Source organism: Flavobacterium sp. (assembly GCF_031422135.1).
Classification (GTDB): domain Bacteria; phylum Bacteroidota; class Bacteroidia; order Flavobacteriales; family Flavobacteriaceae; genus Flavobacterium.
Genome location: NZ_JANOQD010000125.1, coordinates 15,479 through 32,983, shown reverse-complemented (window position 1 = coordinate 32,983; position 17,505 = coordinate 15,479). Strand labels below are relative to the sequence as shown.

14 protein-coding genes are annotated in these 17,505 nt (G+C 33.9%); 6 read left to right on the top strand and 8 right to left on the bottom strand.

What is annotated here, in order from left to right:
• Window positions 1-45: 45 nt before the first annotated feature.
• The 3 genes from RMO70_RS16485 to RMO70_RS16475 all read right to left on the bottom strand — a co-directional run bounded on the left by RMO70_RS16485 (window position 46) and on the right by RMO70_RS16475 (window position 4,213).
• Window positions 46-1,230 (bottom strand): acetyl-CoA C-acyltransferase, encoded by a 1,185-nt coding sequence (locus RMO70_RS16485; protein WP_310557540.1) that lies wholly within the window; start codon window positions 1,228-1,230, stop codon window positions 46-48.
• A gap of 114 nt (window positions 1,231-1,344) precedes the next feature.
• Window positions 1,345-3,735, bottom strand: coding sequence for a 3-hydroxyacyl-CoA dehydrogenase NAD-binding domain-containing protein (locus tag RMO70_RS16480; protein WP_310557539.1), 2,391 nt, complete (start codon window positions 3,733-3,735; stop codon window positions 1,345-1,347).
• Window positions 3,736-3,754: 19 nt separating this feature from the next.
• Window positions 3,755-4,213 carry a MarR family transcriptional regulator gene (locus RMO70_RS16475; RefSeq protein ID WP_310557538.1) on the bottom strand — a complete coding sequence of 153 codons (459 nt, stop codon included), beginning with the start codon at window positions 4,211-4,213 and terminating at the stop codon, window positions 3,755-3,757.
• A 463-nt stretch (window positions 4,214-4,676) separates the two neighbouring features.
• Here RMO70_RS16475 and RMO70_RS16470 point away from each other — a divergent pair, with 463 nt between their 5' ends.
• A complete protein-coding gene (locus RMO70_RS16470) occupies window positions 4,677-5,195 on the top strand; it encodes a contractile injection system tape measure protein (protein WP_310557537.1) in 519 nt (172 codons plus the stop codon).
• Between the two features lie 38 nt (window positions 5,196-5,233).
• Entirely contained in the window at window positions 5,234-6,808 is a 1,575-nt protein-coding gene (locus RMO70_RS16465) for a phage tail sheath C-terminal domain-containing protein (protein ID WP_310557536.1), read from the top strand.
• A 53-nt stretch (window positions 6,809-6,861) separates the two neighbouring features.
• On the opposite strand, the gene RMO70_RS16460 is transcribed toward RMO70_RS16465, so the two are convergent.
• The 5 genes from RMO70_RS16460 to RMO70_RS16440 form a co-directional block, all read right to left on the bottom strand.
• On the bottom strand, window positions 6,862-7,911 hold the full coding sequence (locus tag RMO70_RS16460) for a proline iminopeptidase-family hydrolase (protein ID WP_310557535.1): 1,050 nt from the start codon (window positions 7,909-7,911) through the stop codon (window positions 6,862-6,864).
• 81 nt (window positions 7,912-7,992) lie between these two features.
• The gene (locus RMO70_RS16455) at window positions 7,993-9,765 is read right to left on the bottom strand and encodes a long-chain fatty acid--CoA ligase (protein WP_310557534.1); all 1,773 of its coding nucleotides are present in this window, start codon (window positions 9,763-9,765) and stop codon (window positions 7,993-7,995) included.
• 59 nt (window positions 9,766-9,824) lie between these two features.
• Window positions 9,825-10,211 carry a peptide-methionine (R)-S-oxide reductase MsrB gene (gene msrB / locus RMO70_RS16450; protein WP_310557533.1) on the bottom strand — a complete coding sequence of 129 codons (387 nt, stop codon included), beginning with the start codon at window positions 10,209-10,211 and terminating at the stop codon, window positions 9,825-9,827.
• Between the two features lie 2 nt (window positions 10,212-10,213).
• On the bottom strand, window positions 10,214-10,690 hold the full coding sequence (gene msrB, locus RMO70_RS16445) for a peptide-methionine (R)-S-oxide reductase MsrB (protein ID WP_310557532.1): 477 nt from the start codon (window positions 10,688-10,690) through the stop codon (window positions 10,214-10,216).
• Window positions 10,691-10,700: 10 nt separating this feature from the next.
• Window positions 10,701-11,531 (bottom strand): alpha/beta hydrolase, encoded by an 831-nt coding sequence (locus tag RMO70_RS16440; RefSeq protein ID WP_310557531.1) that lies wholly within the window; start codon window positions 11,529-11,531, stop codon window positions 10,701-10,703.
• A gap of 142 nt (window positions 11,532-11,673) precedes the next feature.
• Here RMO70_RS16440 and RMO70_RS16435 point away from each other — a divergent pair, with 142 nt between their 5' ends.
• The 4 genes from RMO70_RS16435 to RMO70_RS16420 all read left to right on the top strand — a co-directional run bounded on the left by RMO70_RS16435 (window position 11,674) and on the right by RMO70_RS16420 (window position 17,451).
• Window positions 11,674-11,838, top strand: a complete 165-nt coding sequence (locus tag RMO70_RS16435) for a maltotransferase domain-containing protein (RefSeq protein ID WP_310557530.1) — start codon at window positions 11,674-11,676, stop codon at window positions 11,836-11,838.
• A gap of 204 nt (window positions 11,839-12,042) precedes the next feature.
• Window positions 12,043-13,944, top strand: a complete 1,902-nt coding sequence (gene glgB, locus RMO70_RS16430; RefSeq protein ID WP_310557529.1) for a 1,4-alpha-glucan branching protein GlgB — start codon at window positions 12,043-12,045, stop codon at window positions 13,942-13,944.
• A gap of 259 nt (window positions 13,945-14,203) precedes the next feature.
• Window positions 14,204-16,600: a glycoside hydrolase family 31 protein gene (locus RMO70_RS16425; RefSeq protein ID WP_310557528.1), complete on the top strand. Its 2,397-nt coding sequence runs from the start codon at window positions 14,204-14,206 to the stop codon at window positions 16,598-16,600.
• Between the two features lie 35 nt (window positions 16,601-16,635).
• Window positions 16,636-17,451 carry a M48 family metallopeptidase gene (locus tag RMO70_RS16420; protein ID WP_310557527.1) on the top strand — a complete coding sequence of 272 codons (816 nt, stop codon included), beginning with the start codon at window positions 16,636-16,638 and terminating at the stop codon, window positions 17,449-17,451.
• Window positions 17,452-17,505 lie beyond the last annotated feature (54 nt).

Here is a 17,505-nt window from a genome sequence, read left to right as displayed (position 1 = left end):
GCCCACCTCTAGTTATATCTTCCATTACTACTTTTATTTTTATTGTTAATTTAAAAATTCATAAACACCAGCACTTCCTTGTCCTGTTCCAACACACATACTTACAATTCCGTATTTGGCTTTTCTCAATCTCATTTCTTCAAATAATTGAACAGAAAGTTTTGCACCAGTACAACCTAATGGATGACCTAAAGCAATTGCTCCACCATTTACATTTATAATATCTGGATTTAAATCTAATTCGCGAGTTACTGCTAATGCTTGAGATGCAAATGCTTCGTTTAATTCGATTAAATCAATATCTTTTAAAGTCAATCCTGCTTGTTTCAATACTTTAGGAATGGCTTTTACTGGTCCAATTCCCATAATTCTTGGTTCTACTCCTGCAGATGCGAAGTTCACTAATCTAGCTATTGGTTCTAAGTTTAATTCTTTTACCATTTCTTCACTCATAACCAATACAAATGCTGCTCCATCACTCATTTGAGATGAATTTCCAGCAGTTACAGAGCCATCGGCAGCAAAAACTGGTCGTAAAGCTCCTAATCCTTCTAGAGAAGTTCCGAATCTTGGTCCTTCATCTTTTTTTACTACATATGATTTAGTTTCTTTTTTTCCGTTTTCATTGATAAATGTTTGTTCAACTGTAATAGGAACTATTTGTTTGTCAAATTTACCGTCAGCTTGAGCTTTTAATGCTTTGTTATGTGAGTTGAATGCAAACTCATCTTGATCTGCGCGAGAAATGTTGAATTGTTTTGCCACCGCTTCCGATGTTAAACCCATTCCCCAGTAATAATCTTCGTGTCCCGCTGCAGCCATTTTATAATCTGGAGTTGGTTTGTAACCACCCATTGGGATATAACTCATACTTTCGGCTCCACCAGCAATAATGCAATGTGCCATTCCTGATTGAATTTTAGCTGTCGCCATTCCGATAGTTTCTAATCCCGAAGCACAATATCTATTGACTGTTACACCTGGAACATCATCAACTTTTAATCCCATTAATGAAATTAAACGACCAACGTTTAGTCCTTGTTCAGCTTCTGGCATTGCGTTTCCTACCATAACGTCGTCTATACGCGTTTTGTCGAAATTTGGCAATTCGGCCATCATAAATTCGATGGTTTCGGCTGCTAATTCGTCAGGACGTTTGAAACGGAATAATCCTTTTGGTGCTTTACCAACGGCTGTTCTATATGCTTTTACTATATATGCTGTTTTCATCTTTTTTTAATTTAAAAAATTGTAATTTTTTTGAACACAGATTTAAGAAATTAGAGAAATTTTAATAATTTTTTTAGATTTCTCTAATTTCTTGAATCTGTTTTATTCAATATATTAATTACGTAATGGTTTCCCTTTGGTTAACATAAACTGTATTCTTTCTAATGTTTTTCTTTCTGTACAAAGTGACAAGAAAGCTTCACGTTCGATATCTAATAAATATTGTTCCGATACCAATGTGTGTTCTGATAAATCACCACCAGCCATAACATAGGCCAGTTTATTTGCAATTTTCAAATCGTGTTCTGATATGTATTTTCCAGCCACCATTTGATTGGTTCCAACAAGGAACATTCCTAATGCTTGTTTTCCTAAAACTTTTACATCTGTTCTGCGAATTGGTTGTGTGTAACCTGCTTCTGCCATTAATAACGCTTGTTTTTTAGCTTCAGCAATCTGACGGTCTTTGTTTACCACCACAATATCTTTTCCGTGTTGCAACAATCCTAAATCGAATGCTTCATAAGCCGAAGTCGAAACTTTTGCCATAGCAATTGTCATAAAATATTCTTGTAATACATTCAATTCTACATCGTTTTTACGGAATAAATCTGCTGCTCGCAATGCCAATTCTTTCGAACCACCACCGCCAGGAATAACCCCAACACCAAATTCTACTAATCCCATATAGGTTTCTGCTGCAGCAACAACTTTATCGGCGTGCAAACTCATTTCGCAACCACCACCAAAAGTCATTCCGTGAGGCGCAACAATTACTGGAATTCCAGAATAACGTACGCGCATCATTGTGTCTTGAAACATTTTGATTGCCATATTTAATTCGTCATATTCTTGTTCGACAGCCATCATAAATATCATTCCAATATTGGCACCAACAGAGAAATTCGCAGCTTGATTACCAATAACCAAACCTTGATATTGTGTTTCGGCTAAATCAATTGCTTTATTGATTGCTGTAAGTACATCACCACCGATGGTATTCATTTTCGATTGAAATTCTAAATTCAGAATTCCGTCGCCTAAATCTTGGATAATTGCTCCACTGTTGCTCCATACTTTTTTGCTTTCGCGAATGTTGTTCAAGATTATAAATGAATCTTGACCAGGAACTTTAGTTTGTGATTTGGTTGGGATATTGTAGAAATAAGTTGCTCCTTCTTTTACAGAATAAAAACTAGTATTTCCAGCAGCCAACATTTCAGTAACCCAAGCAGCTGGAGCTAGGCCTTCAGCTTTCATTATTTCGATTCCTTTTTCGACACCAATGGCATCCCAAATTTCGAATGGACCATTTTCCCAACCGAAACCTGCTTTCATAGCATCATCGATTTTGAATAGTTCGTTTGAAATTTCAGGAATTCTATTGGATACATAGGCAAACATTCCGGAGAACGATTTTCTATAAAATTCACCAGCTTTGTCTTTTCCTTTTACCAGAACTTTGAAACGATCAATAGGTTTGTCAATCGTTTTTGTTAATTCTAAAGTTGTAAAAGAAGCTCGTTTTGCAGCACGATATTCAAGAGTATTTAAATCTAAAGATAGAATGTCTTTTCCTTCTTTTTTGTAAAAACCTTGATTGGTTTTGCTTCCCAACCATTTGTTTTCCATCATTTTATTGACAAATTCTGGAAGTTTGAACAATTCATGTTGTTCATCAGTCGGACAATTTTCGTAAATTCCGTTGGCTACGTGCACCAAAGTATCTAGTCCAACAACATCTACAGTTCTGAAAGTAGCCGATTTTGGTCGACCAATTACTGGGCCAGTTAATTTATCAACTTCTTCGATGGTCAATCCCAATTCTTTAACTAAGTGAAATAATGATTGAATTCCGTAGATTCCAACTCTATTTCCTATAAATGCAGGAGTGTCTTTGGCAACAACAGAAGTTTTACCTAAGAATTTTTCACCATAAACAGTCAAGAAATCCAAAACTTCTGAAGAGGTTTGTGGGCCAGGAATAATTTCGAATAATTTTAAATAACGGGCTGGATTGAAAAAGTGTGTTCCGCAGAAATGTTTCTGAAAATCTTCGCTTCTTCCTTCGGACATAAATTTGATAGGAATTCCAGAAGTATTCGATGTAATTAAAGTTCCAGGCTTACGGAATTTTTCTACTTGTTCGAAAACTAATTTTTTGATATCCAAACGTTCTACAACAACTTCAATAATCCAATCGACATTGGCAATTTTTGCCATATCATCAGTTGTGTTTCCTGTAGTAATGCGGTTTGCAAATTTTGCATTATATATAGGAGAAGGTTTTGATTTCAATGCTGTTGCCAAACTGTCGTTTACTAGGCGGTTACGAACAATTTTGCTATCAATTGTTAAACCTTTTTTAGTTTCGACTTCGTTGGGTTCTTTTGGAACAATGTCCAGAAGTAAAACTTCTACGCCAATGTTGGCAAAATGACAGGCAATGCCTGAACCCATAATTCCGGATCCAATAACTGCTACTTTTTTAATAATACGCTTCATTTTCTATTTTTTCGTTTTGCTACGCCAGTTCGCTGACGCTCGGGTGATTAAATATGTTTTTTTCTTGTATGAGTTCATTTATGGTTTCTGAAACTTCCATAAAATTTTTTAATTTTTCAACAGAAACATTATTTTTTATTGTTTCATTGAATTTGAGTACGGTTTCTTTGGATTGTGCCCGTTTTTCCTTTCCAAATTCGGTTAAATAAACGAGTACTCCGCGACCGTCATTTGGATTTGGTTTACGAATAATTAATCCTTTTTCTTCTAGTGTTTTTAAGGTTCTGGTTAGAGATGTGGCTTCCATTCCCATTCGTGATGCGATTTTGGTTGATGGAGTTCCTTCTTCTTTATCTATACTCAATAAAGCAAAGCCAATAGCCATAGAGCCATCATATTTTGATGCTTCTTCGTTGTACATTCTTGACACTGCTTGCCAAGTTTCACGAAGTGCATAATCTATTGTTTTTTCTTTCATATTTATTTTAAACAATATCAAAGGTACTAAAAAATACTATGCACGCATAATAAATCGAATTATTTTTTTAGATGCTTATGAAAAAAATAAAAATATAGCTTAAAACAGATTGTTTTGTTGGTATTTATGAGTATGCCTCATTTTATGGAAAATGGACTTTTGTTAGTTTTAAATGGAAGTATGATTAAGGAGTTGCGCATTTAAAAGGAGATTGCATACATTATTAGAGTTAATAATGTAAATGATTTTCATTTATAATACGTAAAACTACCTTATTATTTGCAAATGTTATATAATACTTTTGTGCCTAATTTTGAGGTTTTCCGTTATGTTAAAAAAAAGTGTTATATTGGTTTTACTTTACTAGAGGAACTGAAGTAGAAAGTTTTGTTGCTTTTGTGTTCAGAATTCAGTAAAATAGTTTACAAATAAATCATTCATTCACAAAACAAGAATCTAAAAAATGGTTAATCAACAAGAAGGAATTGCAATTAAAAATGCTGGTATTGTAATACTCAATGCTTATATCTCGATGTTGCTGGAGCGCCTAGATTTGCTTGAGAAAAATAAGTTTAAAACTAAGGAAAGTCAATTGCAAGGAGTGCATTACATACAGTATTTGGCTACAGGTTTATCTAAGACAGAAGAAAGTTCTTTATCACTTAATAAAGTGTTTTGTGGATTACCATTAGCAATACCAGTTGGTGATGGTATTGAGATTACAGATAATCATAAAAATCTAATGGATGGACTTATTAATGCAGCAATTTCTCATTGGTCTGCCATTGGTGATTGTACTGTAAATGGCTTTAGAGGCAATTGGTTAGTTAGGGATGGATTGTTAGTAGAAAAAGAAGAACGCTGGGAATTAATTGTAGACAAAAAGGTGTATGATTTATTAATTCATAAATCACCATTTTCTTTTTCAATTATTAAATACTCTTGGATGCTAAAACCTTTGCATGTAATTTGGCCATATTAAAACAGTAATTTTATAAGATAAATAAAGAATATGAAATTATGATTGAGTCGAATATTAAATCACCCGGTGTTTATATAGATGAGTTAAATGCCTTTCCAAATTCGGTAGTTCCAGTGGCGACAGCAGTTCCTGCTTTTATAGGTTATACGCCTACAGCTATATATGAAGGGAAATCGTATCTGAATGTGGCTCAGAAAATAACTTCTTTTGCAGAGTTTCAAGCTATTTATTGTTTTCCAAATTCTGCTCCTTCAGCAAGTCCAGCTAAGCAATATACACCAGAATATTATTTGACTAAGCAAAAAAGTCAACCTACAAAAGGGGATTATATACTTATTGATAATGCTTATTATTCTATTGTCCCTGATCCAAATACCATTTATTATTTATACAATAGTATAAGATTATTTTATGAAAATGGAGGAGGAGATGCTTACATTGTTTCAGTGGGTGGTTATGGAGCACCTTCTAAAAAACCAATAAATGTAGGGGATCAAATTGTAAATCCTAATGTACAACTAACCGATTTACAAAATGGTTTGACATTGCTCTTGAATGAGCAAGAGCCTACGATGTATATTTGTCCCGAAGCAACATTGTTGAGTGTCGAGAATAATGGTACTTTAATGCAAGGAATGTTGAAACATTGTACTGAAATGCAAACTGCTATAGCGATTTTTGATATTATAGGAGCAAGAAATCCAGATCCTATTTCATACACAAATGATATTGAAACTTTTAGAAATAATACTGGTTTGCTAGGATTAAATTATGGTGCGGCTTATTACCCTTTTATAGGAACTACCATTATGCAAAATCAGGATATCGATTATACAAATTTATTTGGAGGTGATACAAAACAATTACAGGCAATTTTAATTCCTGCGGATAATCCTAATCCAAGTGTTGTAAGTATTATGGCAAATATTAATAATCCTTTATCAGGATTATCGGTAACGCAAAACAATATTGCTTTAATAAATGCAAGTAAAACTTATGCCCTTATTATTAAGCATATATTGTTTGATGTCAATATTTTACCTCCCAGTGGTGCTATGGCTGGTGTGATTACTAGTACTGACAATCAGGAAGGTGTGTGGCAAGCTCCAGCTAATAAGTCGATTGTAAGTGTTTCTTCGTTGCCTATTAATTTGACTGATGTACAACAAGGGAACTTGAATATAGATGCCGTTTCAGGGAAATCGATTAATGCTATTCGTTCTTTTAATGGAATAGGAATTTTAGTTTGGGGTGCAAGAACTTTAGACGGAAATAGCTTGGATTGGAAGTATTTATCAGTAAGAAGAACAATGATTTTTTTAGAACAATCTTGTAAGTTAGCTGCAAATGCTTATGTTTTTGAACCCAATAACAAAAACACATGGGAAGCTGTTAAAGCTATGATAAGTAGTTTTTTAACATCAATATGGAAAGAAGGAGGACTACAAGGAGCTTCTGCTTCTGATGCATTTTCAGTAGCATGTGGATTGGGAACTACTATGACTTCGGATGATATTCTAAACGGATTTATGAATATAACCGTAAAAGTGGCTATTATTCATCCTGCAGAATTTATAGTACTTACTTTGCAACAAGAAATGGCTAAATCTTAGTAATTATCAATGAAAATAGCTCAAGAACATTGTAATTGTTTTTGAGCTATTTTTTATCCTTTTTTAAATTTTACAGAATCTACATCTCGTAAAAATTTTATTAAACCATTGAAATATGTTTTTTGGTCGTCATATTGAGATAAATGACTTCCATTTGGACAGAATAAAAAACGACCATTTTGGACTTCTTTGGATATCCATTTCATATGTTCTGGATCCATAGTATCGTGTTTTGCACCAATGACTAAAGTAGGTATTGTTAGTGTTTTGAGTTTGGATTTGATATCCCAATTTTTTAAACTGGCATCGCCAGTAATTCCGAATTCACTTGGTCCTTGCATATGGATATACACGTTTGGATTTAGATGTTTGAAGCATCTGTTTACGGCTTCTGGCCATTCTTCTAATGGTTTTCTTAAGATATGTTCTGTGTAGTAGTATTTGAAAAGGAGCTCGGTGTATTTCGGATTTGTATAGTCTTTGTTTTTTTCGAATGTTTTAATTTGATTGAAAACTTCTGTTGGTAATTTTGGACCTAAAACTTCCTCGGCATACTTGTTATATTCTGGTGCGCTTGCCATCATATTCGATATGATTAAGCCTTTTAAATTTTGTTGATATTTCAAAGCGTATTCCATTGCGAGAATTCCACCCCAAGATTGTCCAAGTAAGTAAAAATTATCTTTGTTTAAATTCAATGCAATACGAACTTGTTCCACCTCTTCTACGAAACGTTCATTTGTCCAAAGTTTTTTGTCAGTTGGTTGGTCACTATAATAGGAACCCAATTGATCATAATAGATGTATTCAATACTTTCGTTTGGGAAATAACCATCAAAACACTCATACAATTCGTGGGTTACACCAGGACCACCGTGAAGTAAAAGCACTTTTATGGTTGGGTTGTTTCCTACACGTTTTGTCCAAACTTTGAAATTTCCAACTGGTGTTTTTATAGGAATTATTTTGATTCCACCTGTCCATTGATCGTCTCGTTTGGAGAAATCAAGATAGTTTTCTTTGGTTTGACTTTCAGGAGTTTGCTTGCATCCATTAAATATCAGGCTAAATAATAGTGTTGCAATAATGATTTTTAGTTTCATATTTTGAATATTTAGCCACAAATGAAGTTGTTTTTAATTGATTTGGTTTTTCACTGAACCTTTTTCAATGGAATTGAGAAATTAATTATAAATTTTTTCAAATAATCCATAATATTTTTCCATTACAACTTTTCGTTTGAGTTTCATAGTAGGAGTGAGGTGACCAGCTGGTACAGTCCATAAATCAGGTGTAAGTTCAAAACGTTTGATTTTTTCCCAATTGCCAAATTTTTCGTTGATTATGTCAACTTCTTGCTGGATACGATCAATAACTTTTGGATTTTCAATTATTTCTTCGTTGGTTGATCCAAGTATAATGTTATGTAATTTTGCCCATTCTTTTACAAACTCAAAATTAGGTTGTATAAAAGCCGCTGGCATTTTCTGTCCGTCTCCTATAACCATAATTTGTTCAATAAAACGGGATTGCTTCATTGTGTTTTCAAGCAATTGAGGAGCAATATATTTTCCTCCAGATGTTTTGAACATTTCTTTCTTGCGATCTGTAATTTTCAGGAAACCATCAGCACTTATTTCTCCAATGTCTCCAGTATGGAAATAACCATTCTTAATTGCTTCATTAGTTTGAGTTTCGTCTTTGTAATAGCCCATCATTACGTTTGGTCCTTTGCAAAGTATTTCTCCATCTTCGGCAATTTTTATTTCTACATTATCTATTATTCTACCAACAGTTCCTACTCTGAAACCACCGTTTCTCATATCATTTACAGATATTACAGGCGATGTTTCGGACAAGCCATAGCCTTCCATAATATTGATTTGAGCCGCTGCAAAAATTCGTGCTAATCGAGGTTGTAAAGCAGCACTTCCGTTAACAATAAGATCTAATCTTCCTCCAAGTCCAGCTTTCCATTTACTAAAAATTAATTTTCTTGCAATTTTAAGTTGCAATTCATACCAAAAACCATTGGCACCATAAGGTTCGTATCTCAATCCTAATTCTACTGCCCAGAAAAATAATTTCTTTTTGATGCCTGTTAATTCGCTTCCTTTCGAAATAATTTTATCATAAACTTTTTCAATAAGCCTCGGAACACCAGTCATTACTGTAGGTTGGACTTCTTTAATGTTGTCAGAAATTTTTTCGATTGATTCTCCAAAATAAATTGAGCAACCCATATATTGATAAATATAGGTTACCATTCGCTCATATATATGACAAATTGGTAAAAAACTCAAAGCGCGAGAACTACCAGCCTCAAATGGAATTCTGTTTGAAGAATCTAATACATTAGAAACAATATTGTTGTGAGAAAGCATTACACCTTTTGGTTTTCCAGTAGTGCCAGAAGTGTATATTATAGTGGCTAAATCTAATGGTTTTACCTTGTTTTTTCTTTCTTCAACTTGCGTTTGATTTGATTTTTCTTCTCCTAATTTTAGAATTTCAGACCAATTTTTACAACCTGAAATCTCGTTAAACGAAAAAACATCTATTAAATTAGGCACATTATGCTTTATTGAATTTAGTTTTCCGAGTACTTCTTCATCAGAAACAAAACAGTATTTGGCTTCGCAATGATTTAATATATATTCATAGTCTTGTTCCGAAATTGTTGGATATATTGGCACGTTTTGTGCGCCAACTTGAAGAATACCGACATCCATAATATGCCATTCGGTTCTATTATTGGAAGAAATTATAGCAATTTTGTCATTTGGATTGATTTGCATTCGCAATAAAGCACGAGAAATGGTATTGCCTTTATCAATGTACTCTTGTGAAGAAGTTTTTTTCCAAGTTCCGTTTTGTTTGGTTACCAGAGCATCAGGTATATTGTAATTTTCAAGTTGGTGGTAAGCAAAATCGAAAAGGCGTGTAATCTTGATCATTCGTATTTAGATTTAATTTAATGCAAATTAATGAAAATTACTTAAAATGACAATACTATTTATTTGAAATCTATAGAAAGTGAGTTTACACAATAACGTTGTCCCGTTTTTGTAGGACCATCATTGAAAATATGACCTAAATGTCCACCGCAATTAGCACAAACAATTTCTGTACGAATCATTCCGTGGGTGCTGTCTTTTATATATTCAACTTTTCCGGAAATAGATTCATCAAAAGAGGGCCAACCGCAATGCGCATCGAACTTGGATGTACTCTCAAATAAGGGTTCCTGACAACCAGCACAAACATAAGTTCCGTTTTCATAATGTAAGTTATAGGCACCAGAATGTGGGTATTCAGTTCCTTTTTGACGAAGAATTTTGTATTTTTCAATACCCAGTTGCGCAATCCATTCGGCTTCTGATTTGTCTACTTTGTATTTCATAATTATTTTTTTGGTACGAATATTATAGAAACTGAATTAGTACAAAACCTTTTTCCTGTTGTTTCGGCTGGTCCATCATCAAAAACGTGACCTAGATGTCCTCCGCAATTAGCACAAATTACTTCGGTGCGTTGCATTCCAAAAGTCGAATCTGTTTTGTATATTACACTTCCTTTGATGGCTTGATCAAACGAGGGCCAACCGCATTCAGAATTGAATTTTGCATTAGAAGTGAATAATGGTTTTTCGCATGCTACACAGGCATAATATCCTTTTTCAAAATGGTTGTAATATTTTCCCGAAAAAGAAGGTTCTGTGCCTTTCTCTCGGACTACTTGATATTGATAAGGAGTTAGTTTTTGTTTCCATTCCGCTTCTGTTTTTACTAATGGGAAATTTTGTTTATCCGTTTTTTTTTCTTGACTATTGCAAGAATTTAGACTAAATAGCACGAACATTAATAGAGCTGTATTTTTCATTTTTCTTAGTTTAAGAATGAATAAATTGTATCGTTTTTTCAACAACTGTTGCATCTCCTAATATTTTGCGATGACCTAATTTTGTAGTGACTAACAATTCCCCATTTTGTAAATTTTTAAAAATATTTTTTCCACAAAAAATAGGTACTTCATAATCATTTTCGTCGTGAATAACTAAAGTTGGAATCATAACACTTTTTGCTGCATCACTAGCAGCATAAGTTTCTAATGATTCCTCAAATTTGTTTTCAAAATACACTTTCATTCTTTCTGCAACATTGGTATTAAGTTTCATATTTTTTACGAAATCCAAAAGGATGTCTTTAATTTTATCACCACTTCCAATAATTACTACTTTTTTTAAATTCAAACCACGTTTTACAGCGTTTAACAAAGTCATTCCGCCAAGTGAGTGACCAACGGCCGCTTCAAACGGGCCAAATTGTTTTTGCATTTCTAATGTTGTAGCTACAAATTCAGGCATAATCGTAGTTTTAGAACCTGATTTTCCGTGTCCTGGTCCATCAAAACTTATGGTGGAATAACCTAACTTCAGAAATGCATCGGCAAATTTGACCAATTGTGTTCCACGACCAGACCAACCGTGAACCAATAGTATTTTTTTGTCACTTTCACCATAATGATAAACCATAACCGATTTATTTATTTTTGGAATAAAAAGTAATTCTTGACGAGAATTTTTGTCCATTTCTAATTCTCTTTTTGGAGTTTTGTGTTTTATAGGTGTTGTAAACAATTTTGCTGCAAAAACAGTTGTTAATTTTGGAGAAATAAATTGTAAAAACTTAGCAGTTAGTAAAATTGATTTAGGAATTTTCATCTATTGGTATTTCTTGTGTGATATTATTGAACTTTCAATAAAGTTTATGCAAGTTAGTATATTATTTTTTTTTATTAAATTTATACATCTTAAAAATATCATAAAAATGTTGAATCAGAAAAGAGTAGTTGTTTAAAATGTTTTGCCTCAATTGGTTAATGGAGCATTTTTTATAAAAAGTATTGTAAGTAAAAAAGTAAATGTAACTGCTGATGTTATTTCTGATGGACATGATATAATGGAAGCTATTGTGCAATTCAAACACGAAAAATTAAAAAAATGGTCTAAATTTAAAAAAGAGCATTAATTAAAGGTTATTTTTATATGATACAAACTTTAGCTGAATGTAGAAACACAACAAATTCTGATTATAAATAGAATAATCCTCTCGACTGCGCTCGAGGTAACTAACTGTATCGATTTTACATTGCTGTCATCCTGAGCGCAGTTGAGGGATAATTTATAAAAAAAGCCCTTCAACTATGCTAAGGGTTGTAAAACAAACAAAAAAATGAACCAATTACAATCCCATTCGCTTTTCACAGACTTCGACATCGATTTATTCAAAGCTGGAAAACATTATCGTCTTTACGAAAAACTAGGCGCACATAGTATTGAAGTTAACGGAGTAAAAGGCGTTTATTTTGCCGTTTGGGCTCCAACTGCCAAAGCAGTCGATGTAGTTGGTGACTTTAATTATTGGTTAGAAAGCGAAAACAAACTCCAAGTTCGTTGGGATGGTTCGGGCATTTGGGAGGGTTTTATTCCAAATATAGACAGAGGAACAACCTACAAATACAAAATCACATCGCATCACAACGATATCAAATCGGAGAAAGCAGACCCGTTTGCTTTATATTGCGAAAAACCGCCACACACAGCATCAGTCGTTTGGGATTTAGATTATAAATGGAAAGACAAATCGTGGATGGAAACAAGAAAAGTAACCAATGCGCTCGACAAACCATATTCGGTTTATGAAGTGCATTTAGGTTCTTGGAAACGAAATAGCGAAGGTAATTTCTTGACTTATCTTGAACTTGCCGAAGATTTGGTAGCTTATGTCAAAGAAACAGGTTTCACACACGTCGAGTTTATGCCAGTAATGGAATATCCTTACGATCCGTCTTGGGGTTATCAGCTAGTTGGGTATTTTGCACCAACTTCCCGTTTTGGGAAACCGCAAGATTTTATGGTTTTAGTCGATAAATTACATCAAGCTGGAATTGGCGTGATTCTAGATTGGGTTCCTTCTCATTTTCCGAGTGATGCGCACGGATTAGGATTTTTTGATGGCACACATTTATATGAGCATCCAGATGTACGTAAAGGCTATCATCCCGATTGGAAAAGCTTGATTTTTAATTACGGGCGCAATGAAGTACGTTCTTTTTTAATAAGTAATGCTATTTTTTGGTTGCAACAATACCACGTTGATGGTTTGCGTGTTGATGCTGTAGCTTCGATGTTGTATCTCGATTACTCTAGAAATGATGGCGAATGGGAACCAAATGAATTTGGTGGAAGAGAAAATCTCGACACCATTAGTTTCCTTAAAGAACTCAACGAAGAAGTATACAGAAGTTTTGAAGGCGTACAAACCATTGCCGAAGAAAGCACTTCATTTCCTATGGTTTCGAGACCAACTTATCTTGGCGGATTGGGTTTTGGTATGAAATGGATGATGGGTTGGATGCACGATACGTTAGAATATTTCCAAAAAGAAGCTATTTATAGAAAACACCATCAAAATGACATTACTTTTTCGATGACCTATACGTTTACCGAGAACTTTATGTTGCCTTTGTCACACGATGAGGTAGTTTATGGTAAAAAATCCATTCAAGATAAAATGACTGGCGACGAATGGCAGAAATTTGCAAACCTTCGTTTATTATACGGCTATATGTTTACGCATCCGGGTTCTAAATTGCTGTTTATGGGATCTGAATTTGGGCAAACAGCCGAATGGAATTTTGAGCAAAGTCTCGATTGGCATTTATTACAATATGATTATCACAACGGAATCAAGTCTTTAATTACCGATTTGAACGGAATTTATAGAAACCAACCCGCATTGCACGAAAAACAATTCAACGCTGATGGTTTTGAATGGATCAATTATGGCGATAGCGAGAATTCTGTTCTTTCCTACATTCGTAAAGGAAATAATGAAAAAGAGGATATTATTGTGGTTTGTAATTTCACACCTGTTATAAGAGAAAATTATAGAATAGGTATTCATAAAAATGGAAAACTAACCACAATTCTAAATTCAGATGATACAAAATATGGTGGAAGTGGTGTAAAAAATAATCAAATTAAAATCGAGAAAACGGCTTGGAATGGTAAAGAATTTTCAGCTGAAATGACTTTACCACCTTTGGGAATTTTGGTTTTTAGAATAGCTTAAAAATTTGATAAAAAGTCGTTTTGCTCAACTTTAGTTAACATAACTATGTGAAAAATTTATTTTTTTTCTATAAAATTTATTTTTTAAATTATCCTAAGTAGTTAAAAAAATAAAGTTTAAAGCTAGTGAACTAAATTTTTTGATAGTTTAAAAAAAAAATATTACCATTCGCAAACGTTATAGTTAAAAACTACTTTGATATAATATCAAATTACAATGTAGTTCTTTGTAAATTTGATTCTTATTCTAAATAAAAATTATGATTACTAATACCGAATTAGAATATAAAGGGGATTTATTTCCTTCAAAAATTGTAAATGTTATCAAAGAAGTTGATAGCGTTTATTTCTATACTGATAACAATGTTATTTTGAAAGTAACTGTGTTACGCGATAGTATGATTCGTTTTCGATTTACAACTAAAGGATATTTTAGTAACGACTTTTCGTATGCTATCGATAAAACTCAATCACACGGTTATAATTTTTTAGAGGTTTCTGAAGAAAAAGAACATTATGAAATAAAAACCAGTAAAGTAGTTTGTCATATTCAAAAAGCAGATTTACGTGTTGGTATTTATGACCTTTCAGGAAAAATCATTTTGGAAGATGAAATGGGTTTCCATTGGGAAGAATGCTACGAATTTGGTGGTAATATTGTCAAAATGAGTAAAGCTTCTCGCGATGGCGAAAGTTATTATGGTTTGGGTGACAAAGCAACTCATTTAAATCTAAAAGGAAAAAGATTAGAGAATTGGGCGACTGATCAATATGCATTTCAAAAAGAACAAGAACCTTTATACAAAGTAGTTCCTTTTTATATTGGCTTGCACGACGACGTTTCTTACGGACTTTTCTTCGACAATACTTTTCGTTCGTTTTTCGATTTTTGTCACGAAAGAAGAAACGTAACCAGTTTTTGGGCAGATGGTGGCGAAATGAATTATTACTTCATTTATGGGCCAAAAATGAGCGATGTTGTTACAACTTATACACATCTTACCGGTAAACCAGAATTACCACCATTATGGGCTTTGGGTTACCACCAATGCAAATGGAGCTATTATCCAGAAAGTAAAGTAAAAGAAGTAACCAACAAATTCCGTGAACTTAAAATTCCTTGCGATGCTATTTATTTAGACATCGATTATATGGAAGGTTTCCGATGTTTTACTTGGAGTAAAGAATATTTTCCAGATCCAAAACGAATGGTTGCCGATTTGGCACAAGATGGTTTCAAAACTGTAGTAATTATAGATCCAGGAATCAAGATTGATCCAGAATATTCGGTTTATAAAGAAGCTTTAGAAAAAGATTATTTCTGCAAACGTGCCGATGGACCTTATATGAAAGGAAAAGTGTGGCCAGGAGATTGTAATTTCCCCGATTATACGAACCCAGAAGTTCGAGATTGGTGGGCAGGATTGTTTAAAGAATTAATTTCTGAAATAGGAGTGAAAGGCGTTTGGAATGATATGAACGAACCAGCCGTTATGGAAGTTCCTACCAAAACTTTTCCATTGGATGTTCGTCACGATTATGACGGAAATCCTTGTAGCCATCGCAAAGCGCACAATGTTTATGGAACGCAAATGGCGCGAGCTACATACGAAGGAGTAAAACGTTTTGCTTACCCAAAACGACCATTTATTATTACACGTTCTGCCTATTCAGGCTCACAACGATATACTTCTTCTTGGACAGGCGATAACGTGGCTACTTGGGAACATTTATGGATTGCCAATATTCAAGTGCAACGAATGTCTATTTCTGGAATGGGTTTTACAGGTTCTGATATTGGCGGATTTGCAGAGCAACCATCAGGAGAATTGTATGCACGCTGGATTCAGCTAGGTGTTTTTCATCCGTTTTGCAGAACACATTCATCTGGACATCACGGCAATCAAGAACCGTGGTCGTTTGACGATGATGTGATTGATATTACAAGAAAGTTTGTAGAACTTCGTTACCAATTGTTACCTTATTTATATACGATGTTTTGGCAATATATCAACGACGGAATTCCAATGCTAAAACCATTGGTATATTTTGATCAAGAAGATGCACAAACACATTATAGAACCGACGAATTTATTTTTGGAAACCAAATTTTTGTGTGTCCTATTTTAGAACCAAATGCTTTAGGTAGACGATTGTATTTACCAAAAGGAAACTGGTATAATTATTGGACAAACGAATTTGTGCACGGTAAAAAAGAATTATGGGTCAAAACCGATTATAATGAAGTACCAATTTTCATTAAAGAAGGCGCTATTATTCCAAAATATCCAGTGCAACAATACGTTGGAGAACTTGAAATTCCAGAATTATCATTAGACGTTTATTATAAATTGGGCAAAGAAAAATCATTAGTTTATGAAGATGCACAAGACGGTTACGACTATAATAAAGGAAGGTTTAGTTTCAAAACTTTCAATATGACTGGCAAAGAAAAAGAACTAATTATCCAACAACACAAAGAAGGAAATTTTGAACCACTTTATGAAACTATTAAAATAAATTTAAAGGGATTACCGTTTAAAGTAAATAAAATTGAAATTGATAATGAAGAAGTTGCTTTCGAGGAAGTTTCTTTTGAAAATGATAATTTTTTGATTATTAAAAAAGATTTTACCGAATTACACTTTATAGGATAGTAATTTCTTAAATTTGTTAAATAAAATTTATAGTTATGAAAAAGATAGTTTGTTTTTTGAGTATTTCAGCTTTAGTGCTAATTGAATCTTGTTCTACAAATCCTTTTACAGGCAAAAAGACTTTGGCGCTAGTTTCAAACGATCAATTATTTCCACAAGCATTTCAACAATACGGACAGTTTTTATCTGAAAATAAAGTAGTTTTAGGAACAGCTGAAGCTAAACGGGTTGAGAAAGTAGGTATGAAAATAAAAGCGGCTGCTGAAAGATGGTTAACCGCCAACGGAAAAGCATCGGTTTTGCAAGGATACCAATGGGAATATAAACTGGTTGATAACAAAGAGGTTAACGCTTGGTGTATGCCAGGTGGAAAAATTGTTTTTTACACAGGGATTTTACCAATTACGAACGACGAAGCCACAATGGCAGCCGTTATGGGTCACGAAGTAGCTCACGCACTTGCAGATCACGGTGCACAGCGAATGAGTGCAGGAATGTTACAACAATTAGGAGGAGTAGCTGTAGCTGTTGGAACGCAGAATCAAACTCCTGAAAAACAAGCCATGTGGAATCAAGCTTTTGGAATAGGAAGTCAAGTAGGAGTGATGTTACCTTTTAGTCGTGATCACGAAAGTGAGGCCGATATGATAGGTTTGAATCTAATGGCCATTGCTGGTTACGATCCTAAAAATGCAGTAACCGTTTGGGAACGGATGTCGGCAAAAGGCGGACAAGCACCACCCGAGTTTATGAGTACGCACCCTTCAAACGAAACTCGTATAGCAAAAATCACGTCTCAAATTCCAGCCGCAAAAGCAGAAGCGGCAAAATTTGGTGTTGTTTTCAAATAGATAAGATTAAATTAATATGAAGAAGCCATTTCAATTGAAGTGGCTTTCGTTTTT

Coding starts and splice junctions, on each gene's coding strand:
- RMO70_RS16425 (WP_310557528.1), top strand. CDS start 14,204: ATGATTACTAATACCGAATTAGAATATAAAGGGGATTTATTTCCTTCA.
- RMO70_RS16475 (WP_310557538.1), bottom strand. CDS start 4,213: ATGAAAGAAAAAACAATAGATTATGCACTTCGTGAAACTTGGCAAGCA.
- RMO70_RS16465 (WP_310557536.1), top strand. CDS start 5,234: ATGATTGAGTCGAATATTAAATCACCCGGTGTTTATATAGATGAGTTA.
- RMO70_RS16420 (WP_310557527.1), top strand. CDS start 16,636: ATGAAAAAGATAGTTTGTTTTTTGAGTATTTCAGCTTTAGTGCTAATT.
- msrB (WP_310557532.1), bottom strand. CDS start 10,690: ATGAAAAATACAGCTCTATTAATGTTCGTGCTATTTAGTCTAAATTCT.
- RMO70_RS16480 (WP_310557539.1), bottom strand. CDS start 3,735: ATGAAGCGTATTATTAAAAAAGTAGCAGTTATTGGATCCGGAATTATG.
- msrB (WP_310557533.1), bottom strand. CDS start 10,211: ATGAAATACAAAGTAGACAAATCAGAAGCCGAATGGATTGCGCAACTG.
- RMO70_RS16485 (WP_310557540.1), bottom strand. CDS start 1,230: ATGAAAACAGCATATATAGTAAAAGCATATAGAACAGCCGTTGGTAAA.
- RMO70_RS16455 (WP_310557534.1), bottom strand. CDS start 9,765: ATGATCAAGATTACACGCCTTTTCGATTTTGCTTACCACCAACTTGAA.
- glgB (WP_310557529.1), top strand. CDS start 12,043: ATGAACCAATTACAATCCCATTCGCTTTTCACAGACTTCGACATCGAT.
- RMO70_RS16460 (WP_310557535.1), bottom strand. CDS start 7,911: ATGAAACTAAAAATCATTATTGCAACACTATTATTTAGCCTGATATTT.
- RMO70_RS16440 (WP_310557531.1), bottom strand. CDS start 11,531: ATGAAAATTCCTAAATCAATTTTACTAACTGCTAAGTTTTTACAATTT.
- RMO70_RS16470 (WP_310557537.1), top strand. CDS start 4,677: ATGGTTAATCAACAAGAAGGAATTGCAATTAAAAATGCTGGTATTGTA.